25 protein-coding genes and 1 pseudogene are annotated in these 19,663 nt (G+C 61.9%); 5 read left to right on the top strand and 21 right to left on the bottom strand.

Translation table 11 applies throughout. The features are described from left to right. Positions 1–61 precede the first annotated feature (61 nt). Positions 62–517, bottom strand: a complete 456-nt coding sequence (locus tag ACLBKT_RS16180; RefSeq protein ID WP_410184016.1) for a hypothetical protein — start codon at positions 515–517, stop codon at positions 62–64. Between the two features lie 151 nt (positions 518–668). On the opposite strand from ACLBKT_RS16180, the gene ACLBKT_RS16185 reads away from it, so the two are divergent. Continuing rightward, the gene (locus ACLBKT_RS16185; RefSeq protein ID WP_410184017.1) at positions 669–1,397 is read left to right on the top strand and encodes a protein-S-isoprenylcysteine O-methyltransferase; all 729 of its coding nucleotides are present in this window, start codon (positions 669–671) and stop codon (positions 1,395–1,397) included. Positions 1,398–1,570: 173 nt separating this feature from the next. On the opposite strand, the pseudogene ACLBKT_RS16190 reads toward ACLBKT_RS16185, so the two are convergent. From ACLBKT_RS16190 to ACLBKT_RS16210, 5 genes and pseudogenes are all read right to left on the bottom strand, one after another. Next, positions 1,571–1,789: pseudogene (locus tag ACLBKT_RS16190) on the bottom strand (integrase); the annotation flags it as partial. A 302-nt stretch (positions 1,790–2,091) separates the two neighbouring features. After that, positions 2,092–4,566: a TonB-dependent receptor domain-containing protein gene (locus ACLBKT_RS16195; protein WP_410184018.1), complete on the bottom strand. Its 2,475-nt coding sequence runs from the start codon at positions 4,564–4,566 to the stop codon at positions 2,092–2,094. Between the two features lie 86 nt (positions 4,567–4,652). Beyond that, positions 4,653–5,639, bottom strand: coding sequence for a FecR family protein (locus ACLBKT_RS16200; protein ID WP_410184019.1), 987 nt, complete (start codon positions 5,637–5,639; stop codon positions 4,653–4,655). After that, positions 5,611–6,183, bottom strand: coding sequence for an RNA polymerase sigma factor (locus ACLBKT_RS16205; protein WP_410184020.1), 573 nt, complete (start codon positions 6,181–6,183; stop codon positions 5,611–5,613). The genes ACLBKT_RS16200 and ACLBKT_RS16205 overlap by 29 nt, the downstream gene beginning before the upstream one ends. 303 nt (positions 6,184–6,486) lie before the next feature. Continuing rightward, complete coding sequence (locus tag ACLBKT_RS16210; RefSeq protein ID WP_410184021.1) at positions 6,487–6,837, bottom strand: winged helix-turn-helix transcriptional regulator; 351 nt, start codon at positions 6,835–6,837, stop codon at positions 6,487–6,489. Positions 6,838–6,927: 90 nt separating this feature from the next. Between ACLBKT_RS16210 and ACLBKT_RS16215 the strand changes: the two genes are divergently transcribed. Further along, positions 6,928–7,677 carry an SDR family NAD(P)-dependent oxidoreductase gene (locus tag ACLBKT_RS16215; protein WP_410184022.1) on the top strand — a complete coding sequence of 250 codons (750 nt, stop codon included), beginning with the start codon at positions 6,928–6,930 and terminating at the stop codon, positions 7,675–7,677. A 229-nt stretch (positions 7,678–7,906) separates the two neighbouring features. Here ACLBKT_RS16215 and ACLBKT_RS16220 read toward each other — a convergent pair whose 3' ends face one another. The 6 genes from ACLBKT_RS16220 to ACLBKT_RS16245 form a co-directional block, all read right to left on the bottom strand. Then, positions 7,907–8,296: a type II toxin-antitoxin system VapC family toxin gene (locus ACLBKT_RS16220; RefSeq protein ID WP_410184023.1), complete on the bottom strand. Its 390-nt coding sequence runs from the start codon at positions 8,294–8,296 to the stop codon at positions 7,907–7,909. Then, positions 8,293–8,538: an AbrB/MazE/SpoVT family DNA-binding domain-containing protein gene (locus ACLBKT_RS16225; protein WP_410184024.1), complete on the bottom strand. Its 246-nt coding sequence runs from the start codon at positions 8,536–8,538 to the stop codon at positions 8,293–8,295. Before ACLBKT_RS16225 ends, ACLBKT_RS16220 begins: the two co-directional genes overlap by 4 nt. 476 nt (positions 8,539–9,014) lie before the next feature. Beyond that, on the bottom strand, positions 9,015–9,188 hold the full coding sequence (locus tag ACLBKT_RS16230; protein ID WP_410184025.1) for a hypothetical protein: 174 nt from the start codon (positions 9,186–9,188) through the stop codon (positions 9,015–9,017). Positions 9,189–9,267: 79 nt separating this feature from the next. Next, the gene (locus tag ACLBKT_RS16235; RefSeq protein WP_410184026.1) at positions 9,268–9,687 is read right to left on the bottom strand and encodes a hypothetical protein; all 420 of its coding nucleotides are present in this window, start codon (positions 9,685–9,687) and stop codon (positions 9,268–9,270) included. Positions 9,688–9,704: 17 nt separating this feature from the next. Then, a complete protein-coding gene (locus ACLBKT_RS16240; RefSeq protein WP_410184027.1) occupies positions 9,705–10,082 on the bottom strand; it encodes a DUF3703 domain-containing protein in 378 nt (125 codons plus the stop codon). Positions 10,083–10,120: 38 nt separating this feature from the next. Beyond that, entirely contained in the window at positions 10,121–10,870 is a 750-nt protein-coding gene (locus ACLBKT_RS16245; protein ID WP_410184028.1) for a MauE/DoxX family redox-associated membrane protein, read from the bottom strand. A gap of 74 nt (positions 10,871–10,944) precedes the next feature. Between ACLBKT_RS16245 and ACLBKT_RS16250 the strand changes: the two genes are divergently transcribed. Beyond that, on the top strand, positions 10,945–11,331 hold the full coding sequence (locus tag ACLBKT_RS16250; RefSeq protein WP_410184029.1) for a MerR family transcriptional regulator: 387 nt from the start codon (positions 10,945–10,947) through the stop codon (positions 11,329–11,331). Positions 11,332–11,376: 45 nt separating this feature from the next. Here the strand turns inward: ACLBKT_RS16250 and copD are convergent, their stop codons facing one another. From copD to ACLBKT_RS16290, 8 genes are all read right to left on the bottom strand, one after another. After that, positions 11,377–12,306: a copper homeostasis membrane protein CopD gene (gene copD, locus ACLBKT_RS16255; RefSeq protein WP_410184030.1), complete on the bottom strand. Its 930-nt coding sequence runs from the start codon at positions 12,304–12,306 to the stop codon at positions 11,377–11,379. 4 nt (positions 12,307–12,310) lie between these two features. Next, positions 12,311–12,700, bottom strand: coding sequence for a copper homeostasis periplasmic binding protein CopC (gene copC / locus ACLBKT_RS16260; RefSeq protein ID WP_410184031.1), 390 nt, complete (start codon positions 12,698–12,700; stop codon positions 12,311–12,313). Between the two features lie 22 nt (positions 12,701–12,722). After that, a complete protein-coding gene (locus tag ACLBKT_RS16265) occupies positions 12,723–13,802 on the bottom strand; it encodes a copper resistance protein B (protein ID WP_410184032.1) in 1,080 nt (359 codons plus the stop codon). Then, complete coding sequence (locus ACLBKT_RS16270) at positions 13,799–15,532, bottom strand: copper resistance system multicopper oxidase (protein WP_410184033.1); 1,734 nt, start codon at positions 15,530–15,532, stop codon at positions 13,799–13,801. Before ACLBKT_RS16270 ends, ACLBKT_RS16265 begins: the two co-directional genes overlap by 4 nt. Before the next feature lie 23 nt (positions 15,533–15,555). Beyond that, complete coding sequence (locus ACLBKT_RS16275; RefSeq protein WP_410184034.1) at positions 15,556–16,101, bottom strand: RNA polymerase sigma factor; 546 nt, start codon at positions 16,099–16,101, stop codon at positions 15,556–15,558. A 35-nt stretch (positions 16,102–16,136) separates the two neighbouring features. Continuing rightward, complete coding sequence (locus ACLBKT_RS16280; RefSeq protein ID WP_410184035.1) at positions 16,137–16,577, bottom strand: Spy/CpxP family protein refolding chaperone; 441 nt, start codon at positions 16,575–16,577, stop codon at positions 16,137–16,139. Further along, on the bottom strand, positions 16,574–16,852 hold the full coding sequence (locus ACLBKT_RS16285) for a hypothetical protein (RefSeq protein ID WP_068351486.1): 279 nt from the start codon (positions 16,850–16,852) through the stop codon (positions 16,574–16,576). The genes ACLBKT_RS16280 and ACLBKT_RS16285 overlap by 4 nt, the downstream gene beginning before the upstream one ends. A gap of 274 nt (positions 16,853–17,126) precedes the next feature. Beyond that, entirely contained in the window at positions 17,127–17,690 is a 564-nt protein-coding gene (locus tag ACLBKT_RS16290; protein ID WP_410184036.1) for a TetR/AcrR family transcriptional regulator, read from the bottom strand. Between the two features lie 137 nt (positions 17,691–17,827). Between ACLBKT_RS16290 and bdcA the strand changes: the two genes are divergently transcribed. Further along, positions 17,828–18,541, top strand: coding sequence for an SDR family oxidoreductase (gene bdcA / locus ACLBKT_RS16295; RefSeq protein WP_410184037.1), 714 nt, complete (start codon positions 17,828–17,830; stop codon positions 18,539–18,541). Positions 18,542–18,652: 111 nt separating this feature from the next. On the opposite strand, the gene ACLBKT_RS16300 is transcribed toward bdcA, so the two are convergent. Continuing rightward, complete coding sequence (locus ACLBKT_RS16300; protein WP_410184038.1) at positions 18,653–18,973, bottom strand: hypothetical protein; 321 nt, start codon at positions 18,971–18,973, stop codon at positions 18,653–18,655. Between ACLBKT_RS16300 and ACLBKT_RS16305 the strand changes: the two genes are divergently transcribed. Beyond that, complete coding sequence (locus tag ACLBKT_RS16305) at positions 18,972–19,646, top strand: type 1 glutamine amidotransferase domain-containing protein (RefSeq protein ID WP_410184039.1); 675 nt, start codon at positions 18,972–18,974, stop codon at positions 19,644–19,646. The genes ACLBKT_RS16300 and ACLBKT_RS16305 overlap by 2 nt on opposite strands. Positions 19,647–19,663 lie beyond the last annotated feature (17 nt).

A 19,663-nucleotide genomic window follows, 5' to 3' on the forward strand; every position in this document is an offset into this window, starting at 1 on the left:
TACTTGCACCGCGCACTACAACGTATCATTTGCGAGTCAATCGCAATTATTCTGCACAACATCACTCCCCCGCTCCGCTCGCCGTGCCCACCGCCATCCGCCCGACCGGCGCCAGCCCCACCGCTGACAGGCACGCTGCCGCCCGAACCATCGCCGCCTGCATCGGGGAAGCGGCGGTCTCGCTGACCAGCGCCTCGATCGACGCGCGGCTGTGTTCAGGTTCGTCGGCGGCGATCATTGCCCAGAGCGAGAGCATCATCGCCTCGCCTTCGGTGATGGCGGGGTGTTTGAGTTCGCCAAACGGCATAGGGGTGCTACCGTGGCTGTGGAGCCGCAGCATCATGCCATGCAGATCGCCGATCACCGGCACCAGTTCGCGCTGCGGCATCGCGATCATCAGCGCGCGCGGCGGGCAGGTCCTGTGCTGCACGGCATCGACCCACACCCGCATGGCGTGAAGGACGAAGCGACTGCCGCTGTCGAGGTGTCGCACAGGCTGATCGCAATAGGCATACATGGCGGGCTCTCCGGATAAAGGTGCGGGGCGTGCCCACACTGGCTGTGCACGGCATGGCATTTATGCAATCGACTCGCAATAGCGAATAAGCTATGCCCAATGTGCAGCGCAGGCAGCCGCTCGGCCGCCCTGCCAGCGACGGGAGAACGCCATGCCCACCGAACAGCCCCCTGCCCCTGCCACCGCTCCTGCCCCTTCGCCCACCGGCATCATCGGATCGAGCGGCCCCTGGCCGGTGGCGCTCGGCATCATCACCCTTACAGCGCTAGGCGCGCTGGTGCTCGGCGGCGCGGTCCCGCCGCTGGGCGAGCTCGTCTGGCTCGCCGGCTTTGCGATCACCTTCGCGATCCGCTGGCCGCACGCGCAGGCGAACCGGGCCAATCGCATCGCCGCAAGCGCGCATGACCTGTCCGAGCGGATCCTGCTTCCGGGTATGTTCCTCGCCATGATGGTGCCGCCGCTGATCGCCATCGCGACCCCGCTGCTCGACTTCGCTGCCTATCGTCTGCCTGCATGGGTGATCGCCCCGGGGCTTGCCTTGCAGATCGGCTACTGGTGGCTGTTCTGGCGCTCGCACCGCGATCTCGGTCGCAACTGGTCGCCTGGGCTGGAAACGCGCGAGGATCACGCCATCGTCGAGACCGGCATCTACGCCCGCATCCGGCACCCGATGTATGCCGCGATCTGGCTGAATGCGCTGTCGCAACCCCTGCTGATCCAGAACTGGCTTGGCGGTGCGCTCGTTTTGCTCGCCTTCGCCGCGATGTATATCATCCGCGTGCCGCGCGAGGAGGCGATGCTGAACCGCGAGTTCGGCGAGGCCTACCAGGCCTACATGGCGCGCACCGGGAGGCTGTGGCCACGAGGGGCGCGCCGGTGATGTATTGCGCCGCGTTCTCCCAAGGCGATGTGGTCGTGAGCCCGGCCGCACTGCCCGTCGCACCGTCGAGTCCGCTGACCATCGCGCGGCTGCTGCGGCGCTGGCATGCAGCGCGCACGGCAGAGGGGAATGCGCAGCCAGCGCTCTACGCCACGCTCAAACCGCTGGGCCCCGAGGTCGCCGATCTTGAGCTTGACCAGATCGCACCCCCGCAGCTTGCTGTCGATCGCAAGGTCGAAGAGGGCACGGTCCCGGAGCCGCTCCTCGCGGTCGAGGAAGAAGCGGATCGCCCAAATCTGCTTTTGTGTCAGCAGCCGCTTGGTGCCGACGGTCTTGCCAGCATTCCACGAGACCCGATTCTGCATGGCAGGGTCGAGGTGAGAGTAGGTCATCATCATTCTCCATAGCCTTGATTGGCCAAGGAGAAAGAACGGGTGTCGCCCCAGCAACGTCGCCCTTGCCGTGCCTAGGCAGCTTGAAAGCAGGCTCCGCCACCTCAGGCCAGCGCAGGCAAAAGGGCAGCTTTCGGGATCCCGGCGCGCGCCCGCTCATGACCAGGTCTGGCTGGGAAGCCGCGCGTCCACTTCAAGCTCCGGTGCCTGCTATGGATGGTCGCTGGAGACAGCGCAGATATTGCCCTGCCTCCAGCGATGTGCCTTTTCCCAATCAGAAGTTCCTTCTCTGAACTTTTTCGTCAGAATCGGACCGTCGCACCAACGCCCCACGTCAGCGGCGCGCCGACCAGTCGCGAGGCACCGTTGAGTTCGGGAAAATAGACCGCATCGGTCAGATTGCGACCATACGCGAAGACATCGAAACCGGCGGGCGTGGTCAAGTCGACCCTTAAATTGATGAGGGTGAAGGCGGGCGAGATATTATTCGGCTGCGCATTGAGGCGGTTCGATTCCTCGTCGCGATAGGCGATGTTGAACCGCGCCCGGCTGCGCCAGCCATTGCCCCAGTCGTTTGCGGCCTCAAGCGCGGCGTTGAGCGTCCATTCGGGCGCGCCGGGAAGCGGATCCCCCACGGTCGAGGTCACATCCGCAACCCTGTTCGAGATGAACGAGAGGATTTGTGTGTCCAGATAGGTCACCCCCACGTTGAGATCGAGCGTCTGAGTCTCGCTGCGGAACAGGGTTGCCGCGATGCTGCCTTCAAGGCCCCGCACCAGCGCCCGGCCCACGTTTGTCCGACCGTTGGTGTCGTTGGACAACCGGGTGGTCGCTTGAAGATCACGGAAGCGGTAATCGAAGGCGTCGAATGACAGTCGCAACCGGTCAATGGTGTAGCGCGCGCCGGCTTCGAACGCGCGGACCCGTTCCGAACGAAATGGCAGGGTTTCCTCAGGGGTAAAGATCGAAGTCCCGTCAAACCCGCCCCCGCGATAGCCGTTGCCTGCCGAGGCGAACACCCGGATCGTGTCAGTCGGCCTGAGCTGGATTGTCCCACGGCCCGACAAATCGTCATCCGCGAACCGTTCGCTCCAGCGAAACGGACTGGTGGTCGCGAAGGTCCGGTTGAATGTGCTGATCCCCCACGGGTTCAGATCGATGTTCGCCCCTTCGAAACTGGCGCGGTCGCGCGTATACCGCAGCCCCCCGCCCACGCGCAGCCAATCGGTGATATCGGCGTCGATCTGGCCGAATGCAGCGCTGCTCTGCCGGGTTTGGCGATAGGGCGAGGTGTAGACGGATCGCACTGAGAAGCTGGTCCAGAGACTGTCGAAATCAATCGTGTCGTCAACATGGAATGCCCCCACCACCCAGTCGATCGGCCCGCCGCTGCGATTGGAAAGACGCGCCTCGACCGATGACTGCCGCAGCTGCTCGTCGAAATCGAACTGGAACTGCGGAAACGGCGTGCCATCGCCATTGCCGCCCGATTGCTGTTCGGCGCGCTGCGTGTTGGCCAGCACGGTCAAGAGCACATTGTCCCCGATCGATTGTTCGAGCGTTCCCGAGGCCCCGTAGATATCGATCGCGTGCCGCACATAGCGGTTGGTGAAAAACGCAAACGGATCGCTGTCCTCGCCTGCATTGAACACGGTGTTGTCGCGCGCGCGTTCGATCCGGTCATAGGGCTGGGTTTCGCCGCGGTTGCGACTGCCGAACAGCCGGAGCGTCAACAGCGTGCTGTCAGTAACCTGCGCATCAAGCGTGACGCGTCCGGCAAAGATATCGGTATCGCCCCAGCCTGAACGGCGGCCAGGATCGGTAATCCGGGGAACCTGCAGCTGCGGCACGCCGCCCACGGCAAGCTGGAAGCCGCTCAGCAATCCTGCACCCTGGCCTTCCATGAAACCGCCGCCGCCCTGGGCAAGCACCGCAACACGCAGCCCGATCCGATCGGTAAGCGGACCGCCGGCCGCCGCCCGCACGCTCCAGAAATCGAACCGGCCGCCTTCAACCTGCACCTCACCCTCGAAGGTGTCCCCGGCGGTACGGGTGATGGCGTTGATGACGCCCGCCGTGGTGTTGCGCCCGTAAAGCGTGCCCTGCGGGCCCTTGAGCACTTCGACCCGTTCCAGATCGAACAGGGGGGTGGACAGATAGAGGTTCGAGGTCTGGTAAACCCCGTCGACATGCAACGCCACCGATGGGTTGCCGTTGGGCTTGTAGTCATCCGCGCCGCCGATGCCGCGGATCGTCAGCAAAGGGTAATTTACCCCGCCGAACGCGTAATTGATCGAGAGGCCGGGTATCTCGTTGACCAAATCGGAAAAGCTGGCAACCCCGCGATCAGCCGCCTCGCTTCCACTGATCACGCTGACTGCGATCGGCACGTCTTCGATCTTCTGCTCTCTTTTTTCGGCGGTGACGATGATTTCCCCGACTTCGGGTGTCTTGGCATTCTCTGCACCTACCGCCACCGGAACCAGAACGAAGGTACGATCGCCGGTCTTGCGCGCCTCAAGCCCGGTCCCGGCGAGCAGCCGGGCGAGCGCCTGTTCCACGCCCATGGTTCCGCTGATCGCATTACCGGTCTTGCCGCGCGCGGCATCGCCTGACACGATGATTTGCACACCTGATTGCTGGCCGATCTTGCGGATCGCGCGCGAGACCGGTTCGCGTGGGACGTTAAATTCGGCGGTCTGGGCTGCAGCGATTGCGGGCACGGTGCAAGCGACAACGGCGGCGCTGATGCACAGCGCGCGGGCGAGGTTGATCATGGTTCCCCCTTTTGGTGACAGAGACGAGCCGTCTCTGCCCACCTGACGGGCAACGATGCGATTTCCGTATGCCGCCCGGCAAAAAATCAGGAACCGAGTACGATCACCCCGTCCTTCTCGGACATGCGGGTGTCGAGGCTGACTGCAACCGCCTCCGCAAAACCGCGCGGATCGCTGGCGAGGAATGTCCCGAACAGCGCTTTCTTGCCAAGTGAAGGATCGGCAATCCTGATCTGCACCCGATTGGTGCGATTGAGATGGACGACCGTTTCGGCCAGCGTCTCGCCATCCAGTTCAAGACGGCCTTCGCGCCACGCGATCATGCGGACGATGTCGCGGGAGGCAAGCACTTCAGGGCTGAGGCGCGCAGTCTGCTGCGTGCTTCGGCCAACCCGCAGGCGCTGGCCCGCCACGATGTTCATGCGCTGCGCGCCGTTGTCGACCTCCACCACGCCTTCGGTCACCAGCACTTCAATCGTGTCGGAAAGAGGATCGTCCAGCACCTGGAATTCTGTGCCGATGTCGGTGATCGTTACCGTGCCTACCTTGACCACAAAGGGGCGCCGATCGCCCTTGGTCGCACGGAAGATCGCGCGCCCATTGTTCAGGCGGATCAGGCGCACGTTGCTATCGAAGGCAACCTCAAGCCGCGAGCGCGCATCGATCGCCATCGCCGATCCATCGGCGAGCGCGATCTGCTTAATCTCGCCGGTTTCGGTCTCATACACCTGCATCGTGCCAGGCCATATCAGGAACAACGCCACCGCCGCCGCGATCGCTGTCAGGCCGCCGACGACCGCAGCACGCCACCGCCGTCCCGCGATCCCGTGCATGGCGGGTGGTGCCATGCTGTCGCTGCCTGGTTGAACAGCACGCTCGGCGTCTTCAGCTTCGCCCGCCAGCGCGGCCAGAATGGCCTGCGCGCGCAGCAAGGCGCCGGTCCGGCGCGGGTCCCGGGCGAGCCATGCCTCCAGCTCTGGCATGGCTTCGCCCGGACGGGCGTCAAGGCGCGCGGCCCACGCGGCGGCTTCGCTGTCCAAGTCGCTATCCTGCTCGTTCTCGGTCGGCTGCACGGTATCGTCCGGCTCCCTCCATCATGTCATCACCGCGCAACACCGCCTGCAAGGCCTTTACCGCCTTTCGCACGTCGTTCTCCACGATCGTTTCAGTCACGTTCAAGGTCCGGGCAATCTCTTTCTGGCTCAGCCCATCGATCCGTTTGAGCCGGAAGATTTCGCGGCACCGTATCGGCAGGGAGTTCAGAACGTCATCCACCATCCGCAGTTCGCAGCGCGCGCCGATCTCCGCCTCCATATCCAGACCAACATGACTGACGAACGGATCGCTGGTTTCCGTAAATTGTTCGAACCGGATGATCTTGTCCCGCCTCAACCGATCCCGGTGCAGGTTCTTGACGGTTTGCATGAAGTAGGCGGCGGGTTTCTCGATCTGTGCGTAGCCGGCAAGACCGGCGATCCGGCAATAAGCGTCCTGGATCAGATCGTCGATCACATCCGGCGCCGTGCCAGAAGCCCTCAGGCTGGCGCGCACCTGCGGTTCGGCCGGGATGATGTAACGGGCGACCCATTTGATACGATCATGAGGATTTGCGCTCAAAAACAGCCTCCGCCCCTAGCGTTGGCGCGGTGGAAAGAATTCTTCATGACATGAACGCTGCGAGCAGCGTAATGACCGCGTTGGGGTCGCTTTGAGAAATTCGGCTTTTGGCGAGAAACCCCTTGGACCTGCCGGACAGCTTTCGGGACCGCGCAGCGCGGTCGTGTACGACCGCTCGTGGGTGGCGAGCGGGAGGGCGGGTCTTGCGAAGAATTCACATCCGGCGCCCGACTGGCTCACAAGCGTTTGCTTAGAGGTCCATGTGTGTCCGACCTTCAACTGTGATTGAGCTCGCCGCGACGTTCATTTCGCGGCGGTCCGACTTGCGATGAGTTGCCCAACCTTTGCGGAGTGTTCGGTGCCCCAAATGCATAGTGGAGCAAGCGCATCGGCCAGAGTCATCCCGAATGGCGTCAGTGAGTAATCAACCTTTGGGGGAACTTGCTGATAGTCGCGGCGGTCTATCACGCCATCCGCTTGAAGCTCCTTAAGCTGCTGAATAAGCACCTTGTCGCTTACGCTACCGACCATACGTTTGAGTTGGCCATAGCGACACGCTCCATGTGCCAAATGGTACAGGATGAGGGGCTTCCATTTCCCGCCTATCACCGACAGCGCGACATCCAGACCGCAACTGAACACAATGTCTTGCATATTCCCTCCGGTACTTACCAAAAGGTGCATACTGGAACGTAGGGCAGTGAATGTCTACCTCAGCGTCGTTCGCAATTGTAGGAGAAACACATGGGTAGGCTTCAGGGTAAGACGGCTGTCATCACCGGCGGCAACAGCGGCATCGGACTTGCGACCGCCAAGCGGTTTGTGACGGAAGGCGCACACGTCTTCATCACCGGGCGTCGAAAACCCGAATTAGATAAAGCAGTGGCCGAGATCGGCGGGTCTATCGAGGGGCTTCAAGGTGACATTGCCAACTTGGAAGACCTCGAACGACTGTTCACCGTCGTGCGCGACCAGCGTGGCGGTCTGGACATATTGTTTGCGAATGCTGGCATCGGCGACGTGGCACCACTAGGATTGATTACGGAAGAGCATTTCGACCGCATCTTCGACACCAATGTCCGCGGCACGCTGTTCACTGTGCAGAAGGCACTACCGCTGATGAAGGCGGGAGGATCGATAATTCTCACTGGCTCGACGACCGGATCAAAGGGCACGTCGGCGTTCAGTGTCTACAGTGCAAGCAAAGCTGCAATCCGTAACTTCACGCGAAGCTGGGCGCTTGATCTCAAAGATAGTGGCATCCGCGTCAACGTGCTTTCGCCGGGGGCGACCTCGACACCCGGTCTTCACGGCATCGCTAGCACGTCCGATCAGGAAGAGGCGTTCATTGCAAGCCTCGTAGCGCAAACGCCGCTCGGCCGACTTGGTAATCCTGAAGAGATCGCAGGTGTCGCACTGTTCTTAGCGAGCGGCGACAGCAGCTTCATGACCGGCACTGAGGTCTTCGTTGACGGAGGTTCGGCACAGGTTTGAACAACCGCGTCTCTCTCTTGGTGGCGTCACAGCTAGCGATTGTAACGCTGCCAAGAGTGTGACCGCTTGAGACGAAATGGGAAACGACAGCGTCGTCGGCCTCGCTGTCTAACTTGGGGTCGCTTTGCGAATTTCCGCTTTTGGCGAGATACCCGTTGAAGCCGCCAGACAGGATCATGTTGGTGGAACTCCAGCGGGATGGCAACCACCCCGCCCTCGTTTCTGAGCATCATCGAATAGCAGCGACCTTGGTTTTCGCGGCATCAGCGACCGCCTTCCAGCTCTGGTCGCTGGTCCGCGCCGGAAGGCCGTCACGCTTCGCCAGCGCAAGGCAGAAACGGTCGCCGAGCGATAGCCCGTGACCGGCTGTGGCGGCGCGCAGCCGCTTGGCCATCTGCGCCGAGGCCTTATCGGCCGGCACGATTGTCATCGGCAACGGATCGAGCATGGCGTCGACCTCACGCTCCGGCATGCCAAGATGGATGAAGTGGGTGAGCACCTCGGCGTAGTTGATCGTGCAGATCCGGGCATCTGCTATCGCGGCAGCGATTTTGTCAGCGTCCTTCTCCCCTTTCAGCATGGCAATCAGGGCGGACGCATCCAATTCGATCTCGCTCACTCTCCGCTGTCCTCGCGGCGCTTGGCAAGGAACGCCTCGACGGATCCGTCCGGCTTCCCTTCGGTGTACCGCTTCGCCAAAGCCTGAGCGCGGGCAACCGCCTGTGCGGCTGTTCGGAGAACCAGACCCTCCGGCGTCTCGACCAGATAGACCGCGCTGCCGCCGACGAGCCCGAGCCGCTTGCGGATGTCAGCCGGGAGACTCGTCCGACCATTGGGCGTTATGTTGACCTGAACGGTCATATGAGATCCTACGCCAGCTAGATTGCCCGATGAGCGCACCATAGCCATCAGACCTACATTTTTCAATGAAATGACAAGTGGGATACAGTTCATCAACCGAGCTATTTTCAGGCTCGCATGCCATAAGTGCTACAACGCGCCTCAGTGTGGCGCTTTTGGCAGAAATCCGCCCCCCGAGATGACAATATCGCCGTGCGGACACCTTTTCGGAAGTCAACCACGCGTCCGCATACCGGCAAGTCAATCTGCTAAACTGAGCACCCGCGCGCACTTGGATAAGGCTCGGAATGGCTTGATCTGGGACAAAGCCGTCGTTGCTAAACGGCATGCCGAATGACCGGTATTGCCGGAAGGGGACAGGCGCCTGCTGGGCACTGAAGTTGGCGGCTATTGGTTCGTTTCCTGAAACACGCCAACCAGGAAACGACCTGTTGCCGAAGAAGTTCGCGCGTGCGATATCCGTAAAGGGCTAGGAGTCAGGTAATGATTTTATCTACCATTATCGCAGTGAGCGTTGCTACCCAATCGGCACCGGCATCAAAAAGCTCGCCTGCCCCTGCAGCCGAAAAGAAGATGGCATGCTGCGAAATGATGGCGAAGGGCAACGGTTGTTGTTGCTGCAAAGACATGGCCGCGGAAAGTCCGAGCAACCAAGGTGGAAACCAAGAGAGCGATGACGCCAAAAGGCATACTCACTAAGCATGGCATCAGGTTCCTACTCACTTCCGGCTATGAGTGGCGCAACTGGGTGTAGCGGCCCTCAAGCCCCTGTATCCTGACATTGGCAGCGCCGAGCGCGGGCGATGTCACCTGCACGCGGCCCCCTCCGATTTCGTTCACCAGCATTGCGATATTGCCGGGGCGCATCAGCGCGTTTTCCTCGATCTCCTCGCCCGCGGTTACCTCGACCCGCAGCGGCTCATGTTGCAAGCGCCTCCCGAGGCGCGTGCCCTGAACGATGATCTCGACTTCTTGTTCTTCCTCTCTCTCGTGATCGTGTTCAGCGACTTCGCGGCGGTGTGCCGACTCTTCGGGAAGCGCCTGCGCAAAAGCAGGCACAGGCGCAGCAAGGACGCAAGCCATGCCAAGCAGCAGCGCAGCGTGGAAGCGGTGGATCACATCAAGTCTTTCGTTGGAACGGTGGCGCAAGGTCGCGCCGTGAAGAGTCAATCGGGCGTGCGGTCGATTATCGCACGCAGGTCAGACGGAATATCCATCGCGGTAAAGGCGCTCACCGTGCTGCGTCCGGTGTTGCCGATTGGCAGGCGCCCCGTCAGATTGCCGAGCGGTACAAGTGCGAGCCGCAGGAGCTGTCCTGCCGCTTCCGGCCAGTCGCGGAGCTGAACAGCAAAAGCGAGCATTCTCCGGAGCGATACGCAATGCGCGCCAAGGCGCGTCTGAGCGAGGATGTGCGCACGCCCAAGATGGTGCCATGCCAGCGGGACATCACCCTGCCGCGAAGCCTCTTCCCCCATACGATATTCTTCTGCAAGTGCTGCAGCGATAGCGTGCATTGTCCGCTGGTTGGCGGTGAGCTGTGTCATGCCTTGCTCCTCAACGTAATCGTTCTCCTCGGCGATCGTCAGATAACCATCTTCGCTGCCATCCAGAGCGCCATCGCGATCATCATCAGGTTCTCGGTCAGCGAAACGAAACCAAGCGGAACGTTGCTCGATCCCCCGACGCATGCGCACTTGAGCTCGCGCCGGTCGATGTAGACCGCCTTGAACACGGAAACCGCGCCGATCGTGCCGATGAACAGTGCTACCGGGATCGAGACCCAGTGCAGCACGCCTGCTACCATCAGGACGCCGGCAAGACCCTCTGCGAAGGGGTAGATGCGCGCATATGGAACCCAGCGCTGCGCCAGCAGGTCATAATTGAGGAACATTGTCGCGAATTTGTCGACATCCTGCAGCTTGAGGAGCGCGAGGACACACATCGAAAAAGCGATGAACCACTCGGCCACGCGGACACTGATGGCGTTGCCGTCGGCGGCAATACCAACCGCCACGGCCATGAATGCAGTCATAGCAAACAGCGCCATGACCGGGCGATAGGTGGTCGCACTGGGATCGGCGATCTTGAGGCCGAAAAAGCGACGGAGGTCATCGTGGCCGCCGATCCGCTGCCCATCAATGAAGGTCTGCGGCGTTGTAGTGACGCCATGTTCGGCTTTGAAAGCGTCGGTTTCTTCCCGCGTCGTCAGGTGATGGTCCTCCACCTCGTAACCGCGAGACGTAAGCAGGTGTCTCGATTTCAGGCCGTATGGGCAGGTATGGCTGGGCATGACCATGCGGTGAATCACGGCTGTTTTGGCAGATTGGGGCATTGGCGATTTCCTTTGATTCGCGTGCAATGCGGCTGCTATAAACTCCGTACCATGATACGGGATCAAGTGCCTTTATGAAGATCGGCGAATTCGCTCGCGCGGGCGGCGTGAACGTTGAGACAATCCGATATTATCAGCGGCGCGGGCTCTTGGTCGAACCGCCGCGCGCGCAAGGGCCGCGGCGGTACGGGATTGATGACCTTGATCGCCTGCGGTCAATTCGCGCCGCGCAGACGGCGGGCTTCACGCTCGAAGAGATAGCGACCTTGCTGGCGCTGGACACGGCAGACCGCCCGGCGGCGCAGGCGCTTGCAAACAGCCGCATCGCTGCACTTGATGAAAAGATCGCGAACTTGCAGACCATGCGCGGTGCTCTCATCCGTCTGGCGGAAGCCTGCGCAGCCGAAGAGGTCGGGCCGTGCCCCATCATCGCCGCGTTCAATCCGATTGGCACTAACTAAGTTTCGGATCCCTGACGAATACTCCCCATCCTGATCGAAGGCCGCTTACATCATCGTCGGCGACATCGTTCCGAAGACCGCGACCAAGCCAATGACCAAGAGCCCGAGCAGGAATTCGGCAATAAGGGTGCGCTGCAACGCACCCAAGGCTTGAGCGGGATAGACATTGCCATCCCTCACAGCTTTTGCAGCGCCCCTGCTCACGCGCGCATGATGCGCGCCGAAGGCTACCATAGCTGCCACTAAGGCCAGCTTGATTGCCAGCAGGATGCCGTATGGCGTTGCAAAGGTCGCCGCGACGTTCGGTAAACCGAAGATCAGGTGAGAGTTGACTGTTCCGGTAACCGCGACAAGCGCAACCAGTGATATCCCCGTAGGTGCAAAGGCGTGCATGGCCCTGCGCACCGCATGCGCCTTTGCCTCGTCAGGATCCTTGTAGCATCGGAATGTCAGAACAAGGAACCAACCGATTGCTCCAAGCCACAGGCTCGCGCTGACCAGATGGATGCCGTTGTTAAGGCGATGGAACAGCCCCAATCCGCCTTCGGTTGCAGCAGCATGACCACTCCAACCTAGAGTCACAAGGGCGCAACCGTAGCAGCCCGCCGCAAATGCCAGCGCTGCCTGGCGGTTTCGGAGCGCAAGAATAGCGGCCAGCCCCGTTAGGAGCAGCCCTGAGCGGACAAGGAAGGCAAACCCCATGTCGGTGCCCAAGATCATCGCTTCGATCATCGGCAGATCGAGTTCGACGACCGGCACGCCCATCATCGCAGCGATCGATATCAGCATCAGCGCCGCTGATACAACCGGTGCGGCAAGAGCCGCCAGAACAGCAAAGTTTGGCGCGCGGTCAACCCTTAGCCAGTCGACGCTTCGCAGGCCAAACAACCAGAAAGCCGACCATCCGAACAGGCCCAGCAGCAGCGCATATTGCGCAACCCGCAGGACCAGTCCGAGAAAATCCCCCTCTGCCACCGGTTCAGCCGATGATGAACGTGACGGTGCCCTTCATGCGGTGACCGTCAGCCCCGGCTGCCTGCCAGCGAACCTCATAGGTGCCTTTAGGCAGTGGCTTTGCCAGATTGAGAGTCATGGTCTTGTTGTCGTTCGACCATGCGGTCTTGAAGTTTCGGATCGCCATCTCGCCGTGATTTGCCATGCCGGGCATCGCAGTCATGACGATGCTGGCTGCAGCAGTGGGCGGCAGCAGGGCTTCGCTGAAGGTCAACGAGACGGTTCGCGCGCTTGCGACCGTCGCGCCCTCAGCCGGGGTCGAGGCGACCACCTTGGTATGCGCCAGCGCGGTAGCGGGCAAAGCGAGCGGGGATGCCGCAATCGTCAGGGCGGCAAATAGTGATGCGATCTTCATGTGAGTTTATCCTTCGTGTTGATCAGAACCAGAAACGGATGCCGGCGATGAAGCTGGTAGCGGAGAGGTCTTCACCGCGTGCTCGCGCGAAGTCAGCACTTTGGCCGGTCCGCCAGGACTGCTCGATGCCGATATAGGGCGCAAATTCGCGACGGATCTCGTACCGCAGCCGCGCGCCGACCTCGATCTGGTCGAGCCCCGCGCCAATGCCGAGCAGGGGAATGTCCTGCGCTGACAGGTTGGCCTCGATCCGCGGCTGAAGGATCAGGCGCTGGGTGATGCGCTGATCGACCTCGGCCTCGACCCGTGCGGTTAAATCGCCGCGGTGCGACAGGAACAGCGCAGCATCGACCTCGAACATGTAGGGTGCCAAGCCCTGCACGCCGATCACGGCATGGGTGGTGTCCGGCCCACCGATGTCCTGGCGGATCCCCGCCTGGAAATCCCAGAACGGCTTGAAAGCCTTCGAGAAGAGCGCCTGAACCTCGGCATCCTCAGGCGAGGAGCCCCATTCGCCTTCGCCCTCGCTCTTGAACCAGAGGCGCTCGGTGGGGCCGCCGTAGTAACCCTGGATATCCCACAAGTAGGCGTCCTCGCCGCCGCGCACCTGCGTCTCCAGTCTGTCGCCCTGGAACCAGAACACCGGAAAGTCACCATGCGTCCTGCGCAGGTCGTTGCGCGATGCTACCATCGTCTCAGCGCCCCAGATCGCATCGGCGGCGCGCGGCGGTCCACTCCCGGCCTCCGGCGGCGGCGGGGTTTCCATGTCCGGACCTGGTGAGGCGGTTGGTGCAGCCATGCCCGCGCCATGGTCCCTAGTGCTGTGGTCCATGCCGTCCATCGGCTCGGCATTTCCGTCCGATGGAGCGCCCATACCATGGCCTGCGGGGGGATCAGCAGCTTCGGCTTCGGCCTGCTCGCCAGTATCGTGGCCGGCATGCGGGTCGCCTGTTTCGGGGGCGGGCTGATCGCCCATGTCGTGACCGGCATGTGGATCAGCCTTCACCTCTGCCCCGGCCGGCTTGGGCAGAGCATGACCCTGATGCTGTGCGAGCGCCGGCGCGGTGCTCAGCAGCAGGACAATCGAGAGGGCGCGTTTCATTGTCCGCTCTCCGGACCCATCACCGTTACGGTCTGCATCATCCCGCCATGCATGTGGTAGAGCAGGTGGCAGTGAAACGCCCAGTCGCCCGGTTCATTGGCGGTCAGGTCGAACTGTGCGCTCGCTCCAGGCTGGACAATGACGACGTTTTTGCGGGGCTGATGGGCGGCATCCTCGCCATTGACCAGCTCGAAGAACATCCCGTGAAGGTGGATCGGATGCGCCATCATGGTGTTGTTGATGAGCTTGACCCGAACCCGCTCGTTCCAGGCAAAGCGGATCGGGACATCGCTGACTGCGGAATACATCTCGCCGTCGAATGACCACATGTAGCGTTCCATATTGCCGGTGAGATGTAGTTCCACCAGGCGTGAGGGCTCACGCGTGTCTGCGTTGGGCTCCAATGCCGACAACATGCGGTAATTGAGCACGCGATGGTCGACATCGCGCAGACCGAGACCGGGATCGCCCATCTTGTCCACCGGAGCCATGGAGACCATGTCGATCCCTGGCCCCACCTTCACGTCGGGCGGCAACAGCAGCGTGTCGCGCATCTTCATGCCGTCCATAGAATGGCCGCCGCCGCCGTGACCGCTATCACCATGGTTCATCCCCATGTCGCCCATGTCGAGCAGCGGCGGCTTTCTCGGCGGAGGGATGGCAGCGCGCGCGCCGGGGCGGCTCGCCAGCGTTGCGAGCGCCATGCCGGAGCGGTCCATGCTCTCGGCGATAATGGTATAGGCCTCCGCGTCGCGCGGGGTGACGATCACATCGTAAATCTCGGCGGTGCCGATCTGGAGCTCGTCAACTTCGACCGGTTTCACGTTCTGTCCGTCGGCTGCGATGACCGTCATGGCAAGGCCGGGGATGCGCAGGTTGAAGAAGCTTTGCGCCGCGCCGTTGATGACACGAAGCCGCACCCGCTCGCCCCGCTTGAAAAGGTATTCCAACCCTTCCTTCGGCCCGCGTCCATTGGCGAGGTAGGTATAGGTGGATCCCGTCACATCGGCGATATCGGTCGCAGGCATCCGCATTTCCGCCCACATCCGGCGGTCGGCGGCGGTCAGCGGGTAATCGTCGGCCCAGCTGGTCTGCTGATAGTTGAAGTAGCCTTCGCCCTTGCGAAGCCGATCCATGATGAAATGCGGATCGAGCGGGGTGAATTCGCTCAAAAGAAGGATGTAATCGCGATCATACGCGGCAGGCTCGTCGCCCGCCGGGTCGATAATCAGCGGGCCGTACTGCCCCTGCTGTTCCTGAAGCCCCGAATGGCTGTGATACCAGTATGTGCCCGACTGCCGGATCGGGAATTCATAGGGGAAGGTCTGACCCGGCCTGATTCCGGGAAAGCTGATGCCCGGAACACCGTCCATGTGGAATGGCACGAGCAGCCCATGCCAGTGGATCGAGGTATCGGTATCGAGTGTGTTGGTGACATTGAGTCGGACATTCTGCCCCTCGCGCAGGCGGATCAGCGGCCCAGGCACCGAGCCGTTGACTGCGACCCCGTGCCCCTTGCGCCCTTGCACCGTCCGAGGGCCGTGGCCGACAGTGAGATCGATCACTGCGCCTGAAACCTCGTCGAAGCCCACACGGATCGGCGAGCCGCCGCGCATGCGGTGGATCGAATGCCCTTGCGCCCAGGCAGGCACGGCGGCGAGAGCGGAGACGGTTCCCAGCCCTGAAAGCAGGTGACGGCGTGAAAGTGTCAGATGGTCCATACCCAGCATTACGCATAAGCGCGGCACACCCCTCAAAATTTCTGACGCCCACCCTCGTTTGCCAGAAGCTCACTGAGCTTGCTGCGCGCCCGATAGAGCCGCGTCTCGACCGCTTTTTCGCTGATACCAAGCACGTCGGCTGTCTCAGCCTGACCAAGGCCCTCGACGGTTCGCAGGATCAAGGTTTCGCGCAGACGTGCCGGCAGCCGCACTATTGCTGCATTGACCCGCGCGAGCTCGGCGCGGTCGGCCGTCTGCACGTCTGGCGCGATAGCATCGTCGGGCATGTCATGGGCCGCATCGATCGGATCTGTGCGCCACAGCATCGTACGCAGCCGGCGCCTGCGCCCCCAATCGCGGCATTTGTTGAGCGCAATCCGCCTGAGCCAAGTCAGAAGCGGCCGTGAACGATCGTAGCCTTCGAGTGCCGAAAATGCGGCAATGAAGGTGTCCTGTGTAAGATCGAGCGCCTCTTGCGCGTCACCGGTCGAAGCACGGATGAAGCGGTAGATCGGCTCGCGGTAGCGGGCGAGCAGTTCCCGGTAGGCATCCTGCCGTCCGATGAGCGCCAGTGCCACCACTTCGGCATCGCTCCCCTCGGCAAGCGGGAGGCTCACTTAGTATCGGGGGCGAGAGCCTTGGTCACAGCCCGGTCAAATGCCGCGGCCTGATCGGGCCTTAAAACGGAGCGCATTTCGAAGAGGTGTTCGAGCGTTTCCTTCTGCATCTCGCCCATGACGTGGTGCGTGTGATCGACGGCTGCTGTGACTTCGGGGCCGTAGCCGTGCTCGGCCTCCATGGCTTCGGCCAAATGCGCATTGGCCGCCCTCATATCGAGCTCCAGCGCCTTGCGGCGTGTCGCAAAACGCTGCTCGATTGCCTCGATCTTCGCCGCTTGCGCTGCGTCCAGGTCGAGGTCGCCGTGCAGCAACGCATGTAGCTCAGTCTCGCTTTGCTTGCCATTGTTGAGCAACTTCTGACCCAAAAAGGTTCCCGCAAACGCGGCAGTGAAGGCGACCACGATGAGCAAAGCCAACCACGCAGGTTTCGTCACGGATGAACATCCAGAAGATTCGAGGGTGCGAGAGGATTGTCGGAGGCAAACGGCGCGATCCCCTGCGCCTGTGCAGGCGGCCCGGTCACAAGCCCACCGGTGGTCAGGCCCAGCAACAAAGCAAAGGCCCCAGCTAAGAATGTCGCGCGCTTGCCAAACGATGCTTCGCGGCGTTGCGCGGCAAACCCTGCGATAATTGCATCGTCAATCAGCTCGAGGCCCGCAGGAACGGGCAAGCTTGCGAGTTGTCGCAGGGATGAATCAAGTTCGGACACAGGCAATCTCCGTGTTGCAAGTGTTCTATACGCAAGCGATGCGCCCGCCCCTCAGAAAAAATGGATATCACTGCAGCGGTCGGATCGCAGAGCGTGATCGCCAGACGGCTTCGCAGCGCGCGGATAACCGGTTTCGGCAGGAGCGGCCATTCGTTTTTCAGCGAGCGAACGACCGACTCTGGGGCGGAACCTGACACCCACGGCGGCGTTCGCAGATGACCGCGTATAGGTCTCATTCAGACATTTACTCTGAGATGGTCGCGTCGCATTCAGCTTACTGCTGAGGATTCCTTTTTGTCACAGTCCGCAATTGATCCGAAAGAGCTTGCTCGATAGCCAATGCGGCAAGCCGAGCCGTCGCGAGCAATTGTTCCAGGCTGTGCCCGTGGCGAGCTTTGGCGGACAGCCCGGACATTGTCGTGCTCACGAAATCGGCTAGCCGCTGAGCTTCTTCTGGATGACGAGCTTTGATATACTCGCGGATCACGGCTTCACCGGCCTGGTTGAACGAAAGCGCCGCTCGGCGCGCCTCGGGATCGTCACAGCGCGTGCCTTCCAGGACAAGACAACCGGTGGCGGCGGGGTCGGCCGCGTACCGGCGCGCAGCCGCCTCCAGCAGAGCCGAAAGCGCTTCAGCAGCCGGACGGTCCGGTTGCAGCATGTCGGTGAGCGGGATCGCCCCCGAGCCAGCCCAACGGTCGAGCACGCGATGGAACAGCGCGGCCTTGCTGCCGAATGCGGCATAGAAGCTTGGCGGGTTGATCCCCAGCGCCGCAGTCAGCTCAGCGATGCTGACAGCGTCATAGCCGCGCACATGGAAGAGGTGCTGGGCCGTCACGAGGGCCTCCTCTGGGTCGAACCGCCTTGGGCGACCCCGACCGCGTACCTTTTTTATATCGATCACTATAATAAACCTTGACCGCCTTCGGAGCCGATTTTATGTAGTGCGCAGTACAAATTATCAAGGATGAAACCGTGTCTATGCTCCAAGGCAAATCCGTTCTCGTGCTTGGTGGAAGCCGTGGCATCGGCGCAGCGATCGTTCGCCGGTTCGCGAACGAGGGCGCCAACGTCACCTTCACTTACTTCGGTTCGCGCGATGCCGCCCAGCGGCTGGCATCCGAAACCGGCAGCACCGCCGTCCTGACCGACAGCGGTGACCGAGACGCGGTAATCGCCCGCGTGCGCGATAGCGGACCGCTTGACGTGCTCGTGGTGAATGCCGGCTATGCCATCTACGGTGACGCGCGGGAGCATGATCCTGACGAGGTCGACCGACTTTTGAGGGTTAATGTTCATGCGCCCTTCCACGCGTCGGTCGAGGCAGCGCGGCAGATGCCGGAGGGAGGTCGAATAATCGTGATCGGCTCGGTGAACGGCGATCGCATGCCCGTTCCAGGCATGGCCGCTTACGCTCTGACCAAGTCCGCCCTGCAGGGAATGGCGCGCGGCCTCGCCCGTGATTTCGGGCCGGGCGGGATCACAATCAACGTCGTGCAACCGGGTCCCATTGATACGGACGCCAATCCCGAGAACGGTCCGAACCGGGACCTGATGCACGGCTTCATGGCGATAAAGCGCCACGGACGGCCTGAGGAGGTCGCCGGGATGGTCGCCTGGCTCGCAGGGCCAGAGGCCGGCTTCGTCACTGGGGCGATGCACACGATCGACGGCGCATTCGGTGCCTAGCCTCAGCCCACGCGGTGGGGCTTAGCGGCTCACTACCTTTCGCTACACGAAGTGGACAATATGTTGCCAAGTCTTCCGATCGCGACACGGACATCGATAACGGGGCTATGCTTAGCCGCCCTGCTCGGACTCCCACTGCCGGAAAGTGCGGCAAGCGCTGGTCAACGCGACAGGGATCTTCAACGAGACCGAGCTATCTGCCACGAGTTCGGAGCGAGGTTCGGCACTGTCGAGTTCACCGACTGCATGCTCGCGCAGCAGCGCCGCCGTGACCTCAAGAAACTCGAAGATTTGGAGCGATCTCGCCTGCTGAGCCAGATCGCCAAGGATGGGCAAATCATGGCCGAACGAGCGCGGCAGCAACGCTGCCGACGCGACCCCGACCGGCGCGAATGCAGGCGTCGCTTCAACAACCCTGGAGAATGAACTCATGAAGATTCTGATGGTCTTGACTTCGCATGATCAGCTCGGCGAGACTGGACGGAAGACGGGCTTCTGGCTCGAGGAGCTCGCCGCTCCCTATTATGTCTTCAAGGATGCCGGGTTCGAAATCACCCTGGCGTCCCCTAAGGGTGGTCGGCCACCGCTCGACCCCAAGAGCAACGAGCCCGCTTTCCAGACGGAAGACACGCGACGGTTCGAAGCCGATCCAGAAGCGGCTAAGGCGCTGGCGAACACCGTGAAGCTCGCGAATATCAAGGTCGGCGATTTCGAAACGGTCTTCTATCCGGGTGGCCATGGTCCGATGTGGGATCTCGCTGAGAGCCCGGACTCGCGCGCGCTGATCGAGAGTTTCCTAGCCGCCAATAGACCGGTTGCCTTGGTCTGCCACGCTCCAGGCGTGCTGCGCCACGTCCAGACGCCCGATGGCCGGCCGCTCGTCGGGGGTAAGAAGGTCACCGGCTTCACCAACAGCGAGGAAGAAGCGGTCGGCCTGACTGAGGTCGTGCCGTTCCTGGTGGAGGAGGAGCTGAAGGCAAAGGGCGGTCTGTGGTCGAATGGCCCCGACTGGGAACCCTATGTTGTCGAGGACGGCCTCCTGATCACGGGGCAGAACCCGGCTTCGTCGGCGACTGTCGCCCACCGGCTGGTGGAAAAGCTCTAGATGCTACAAGACTGAAG

The sequence above is a fragment of the Erythrobacter sp. W302b genome, assembly GCF_046452395.1.
GTDB lineage: Bacteria > Pseudomonadota > Alphaproteobacteria > Sphingomonadales > Sphingomonadaceae > Erythrobacter.

Coding starts and splice junctions, on each gene's coding strand:
- ACLBKT_RS16180 (WP_410184016.1), bottom strand. CDS start 517: ATGTATGCCTATTGCGATCAGCCTGTGCGACACCTCGACAGCGGCAGT.
- ACLBKT_RS16185 (WP_410184017.1), top strand. CDS start 669: ATGCCCACCGAACAGCCCCCTGCCCCTGCCACCGCTCCTGCCCCTTCG.
- ACLBKT_RS16195 (WP_410184018.1), bottom strand. CDS start 4,566: ATGATCAACCTCGCCCGCGCGCTGTGCATCAGCGCCGCCGTTGTCGCT.
- ACLBKT_RS16210 (WP_410184021.1), bottom strand. CDS start 6,837: ATGCAAGACATTGTGTTCAGTTGCGGTCTGGATGTCGCGCTGTCGGTG.
- ACLBKT_RS16215 (WP_410184022.1), top strand. CDS start 6,928: ATGGGTAGGCTTCAGGGTAAGACGGCTGTCATCACCGGCGGCAACAGC.
- ACLBKT_RS16225 (WP_410184024.1), bottom strand. CDS start 8,538: ATGACCGTTCAGGTCAACATAACGCCCAATGGTCGGACGAGTCTCCCG.
- ACLBKT_RS16240 (WP_410184027.1), bottom strand. CDS start 10,082: ATGACACAGCTCACCGCCAACCAGCGGACAATGCACGCTATCGCTGCA.
- ACLBKT_RS16245 (WP_410184028.1), bottom strand. CDS start 10,870: ATGCCCCAATCTGCCAAAACAGCCGTGATTCACCGCATGGTCATGCCC.
- ACLBKT_RS16250 (WP_410184029.1), top strand. CDS start 10,945: ATGAAGATCGGCGAATTCGCTCGCGCGGGCGGCGTGAACGTTGAGACA.
- copC (WP_410184031.1), bottom strand. CDS start 12,700: ATGAAGATCGCATCACTATTTGCCGCCCTGACGATTGCGGCATCCCCG.
- ACLBKT_RS16265 (WP_410184032.1), bottom strand. CDS start 13,802: ATGAAACGCGCCCTCTCGATTGTCCTGCTGCTGAGCACCGCGCCGGCG.
- ACLBKT_RS16270 (WP_410184033.1), bottom strand. CDS start 15,532: ATGCTGGGTATGGACCATCTGACACTTTCACGCCGTCACCTGCTTTCA.
- ACLBKT_RS16305 (WP_410184039.1), top strand. CDS start 18,972: ATGAAGATTCTGATGGTCTTGACTTCGCATGATCAGCTCGGCGAGACT.
- ACLBKT_RS16300 (WP_410184038.1), bottom strand. CDS start 18,973: ATGAGTTCATTCTCCAGGGTTGTTGAAGCGACGCCTGCATTCGCGCCG.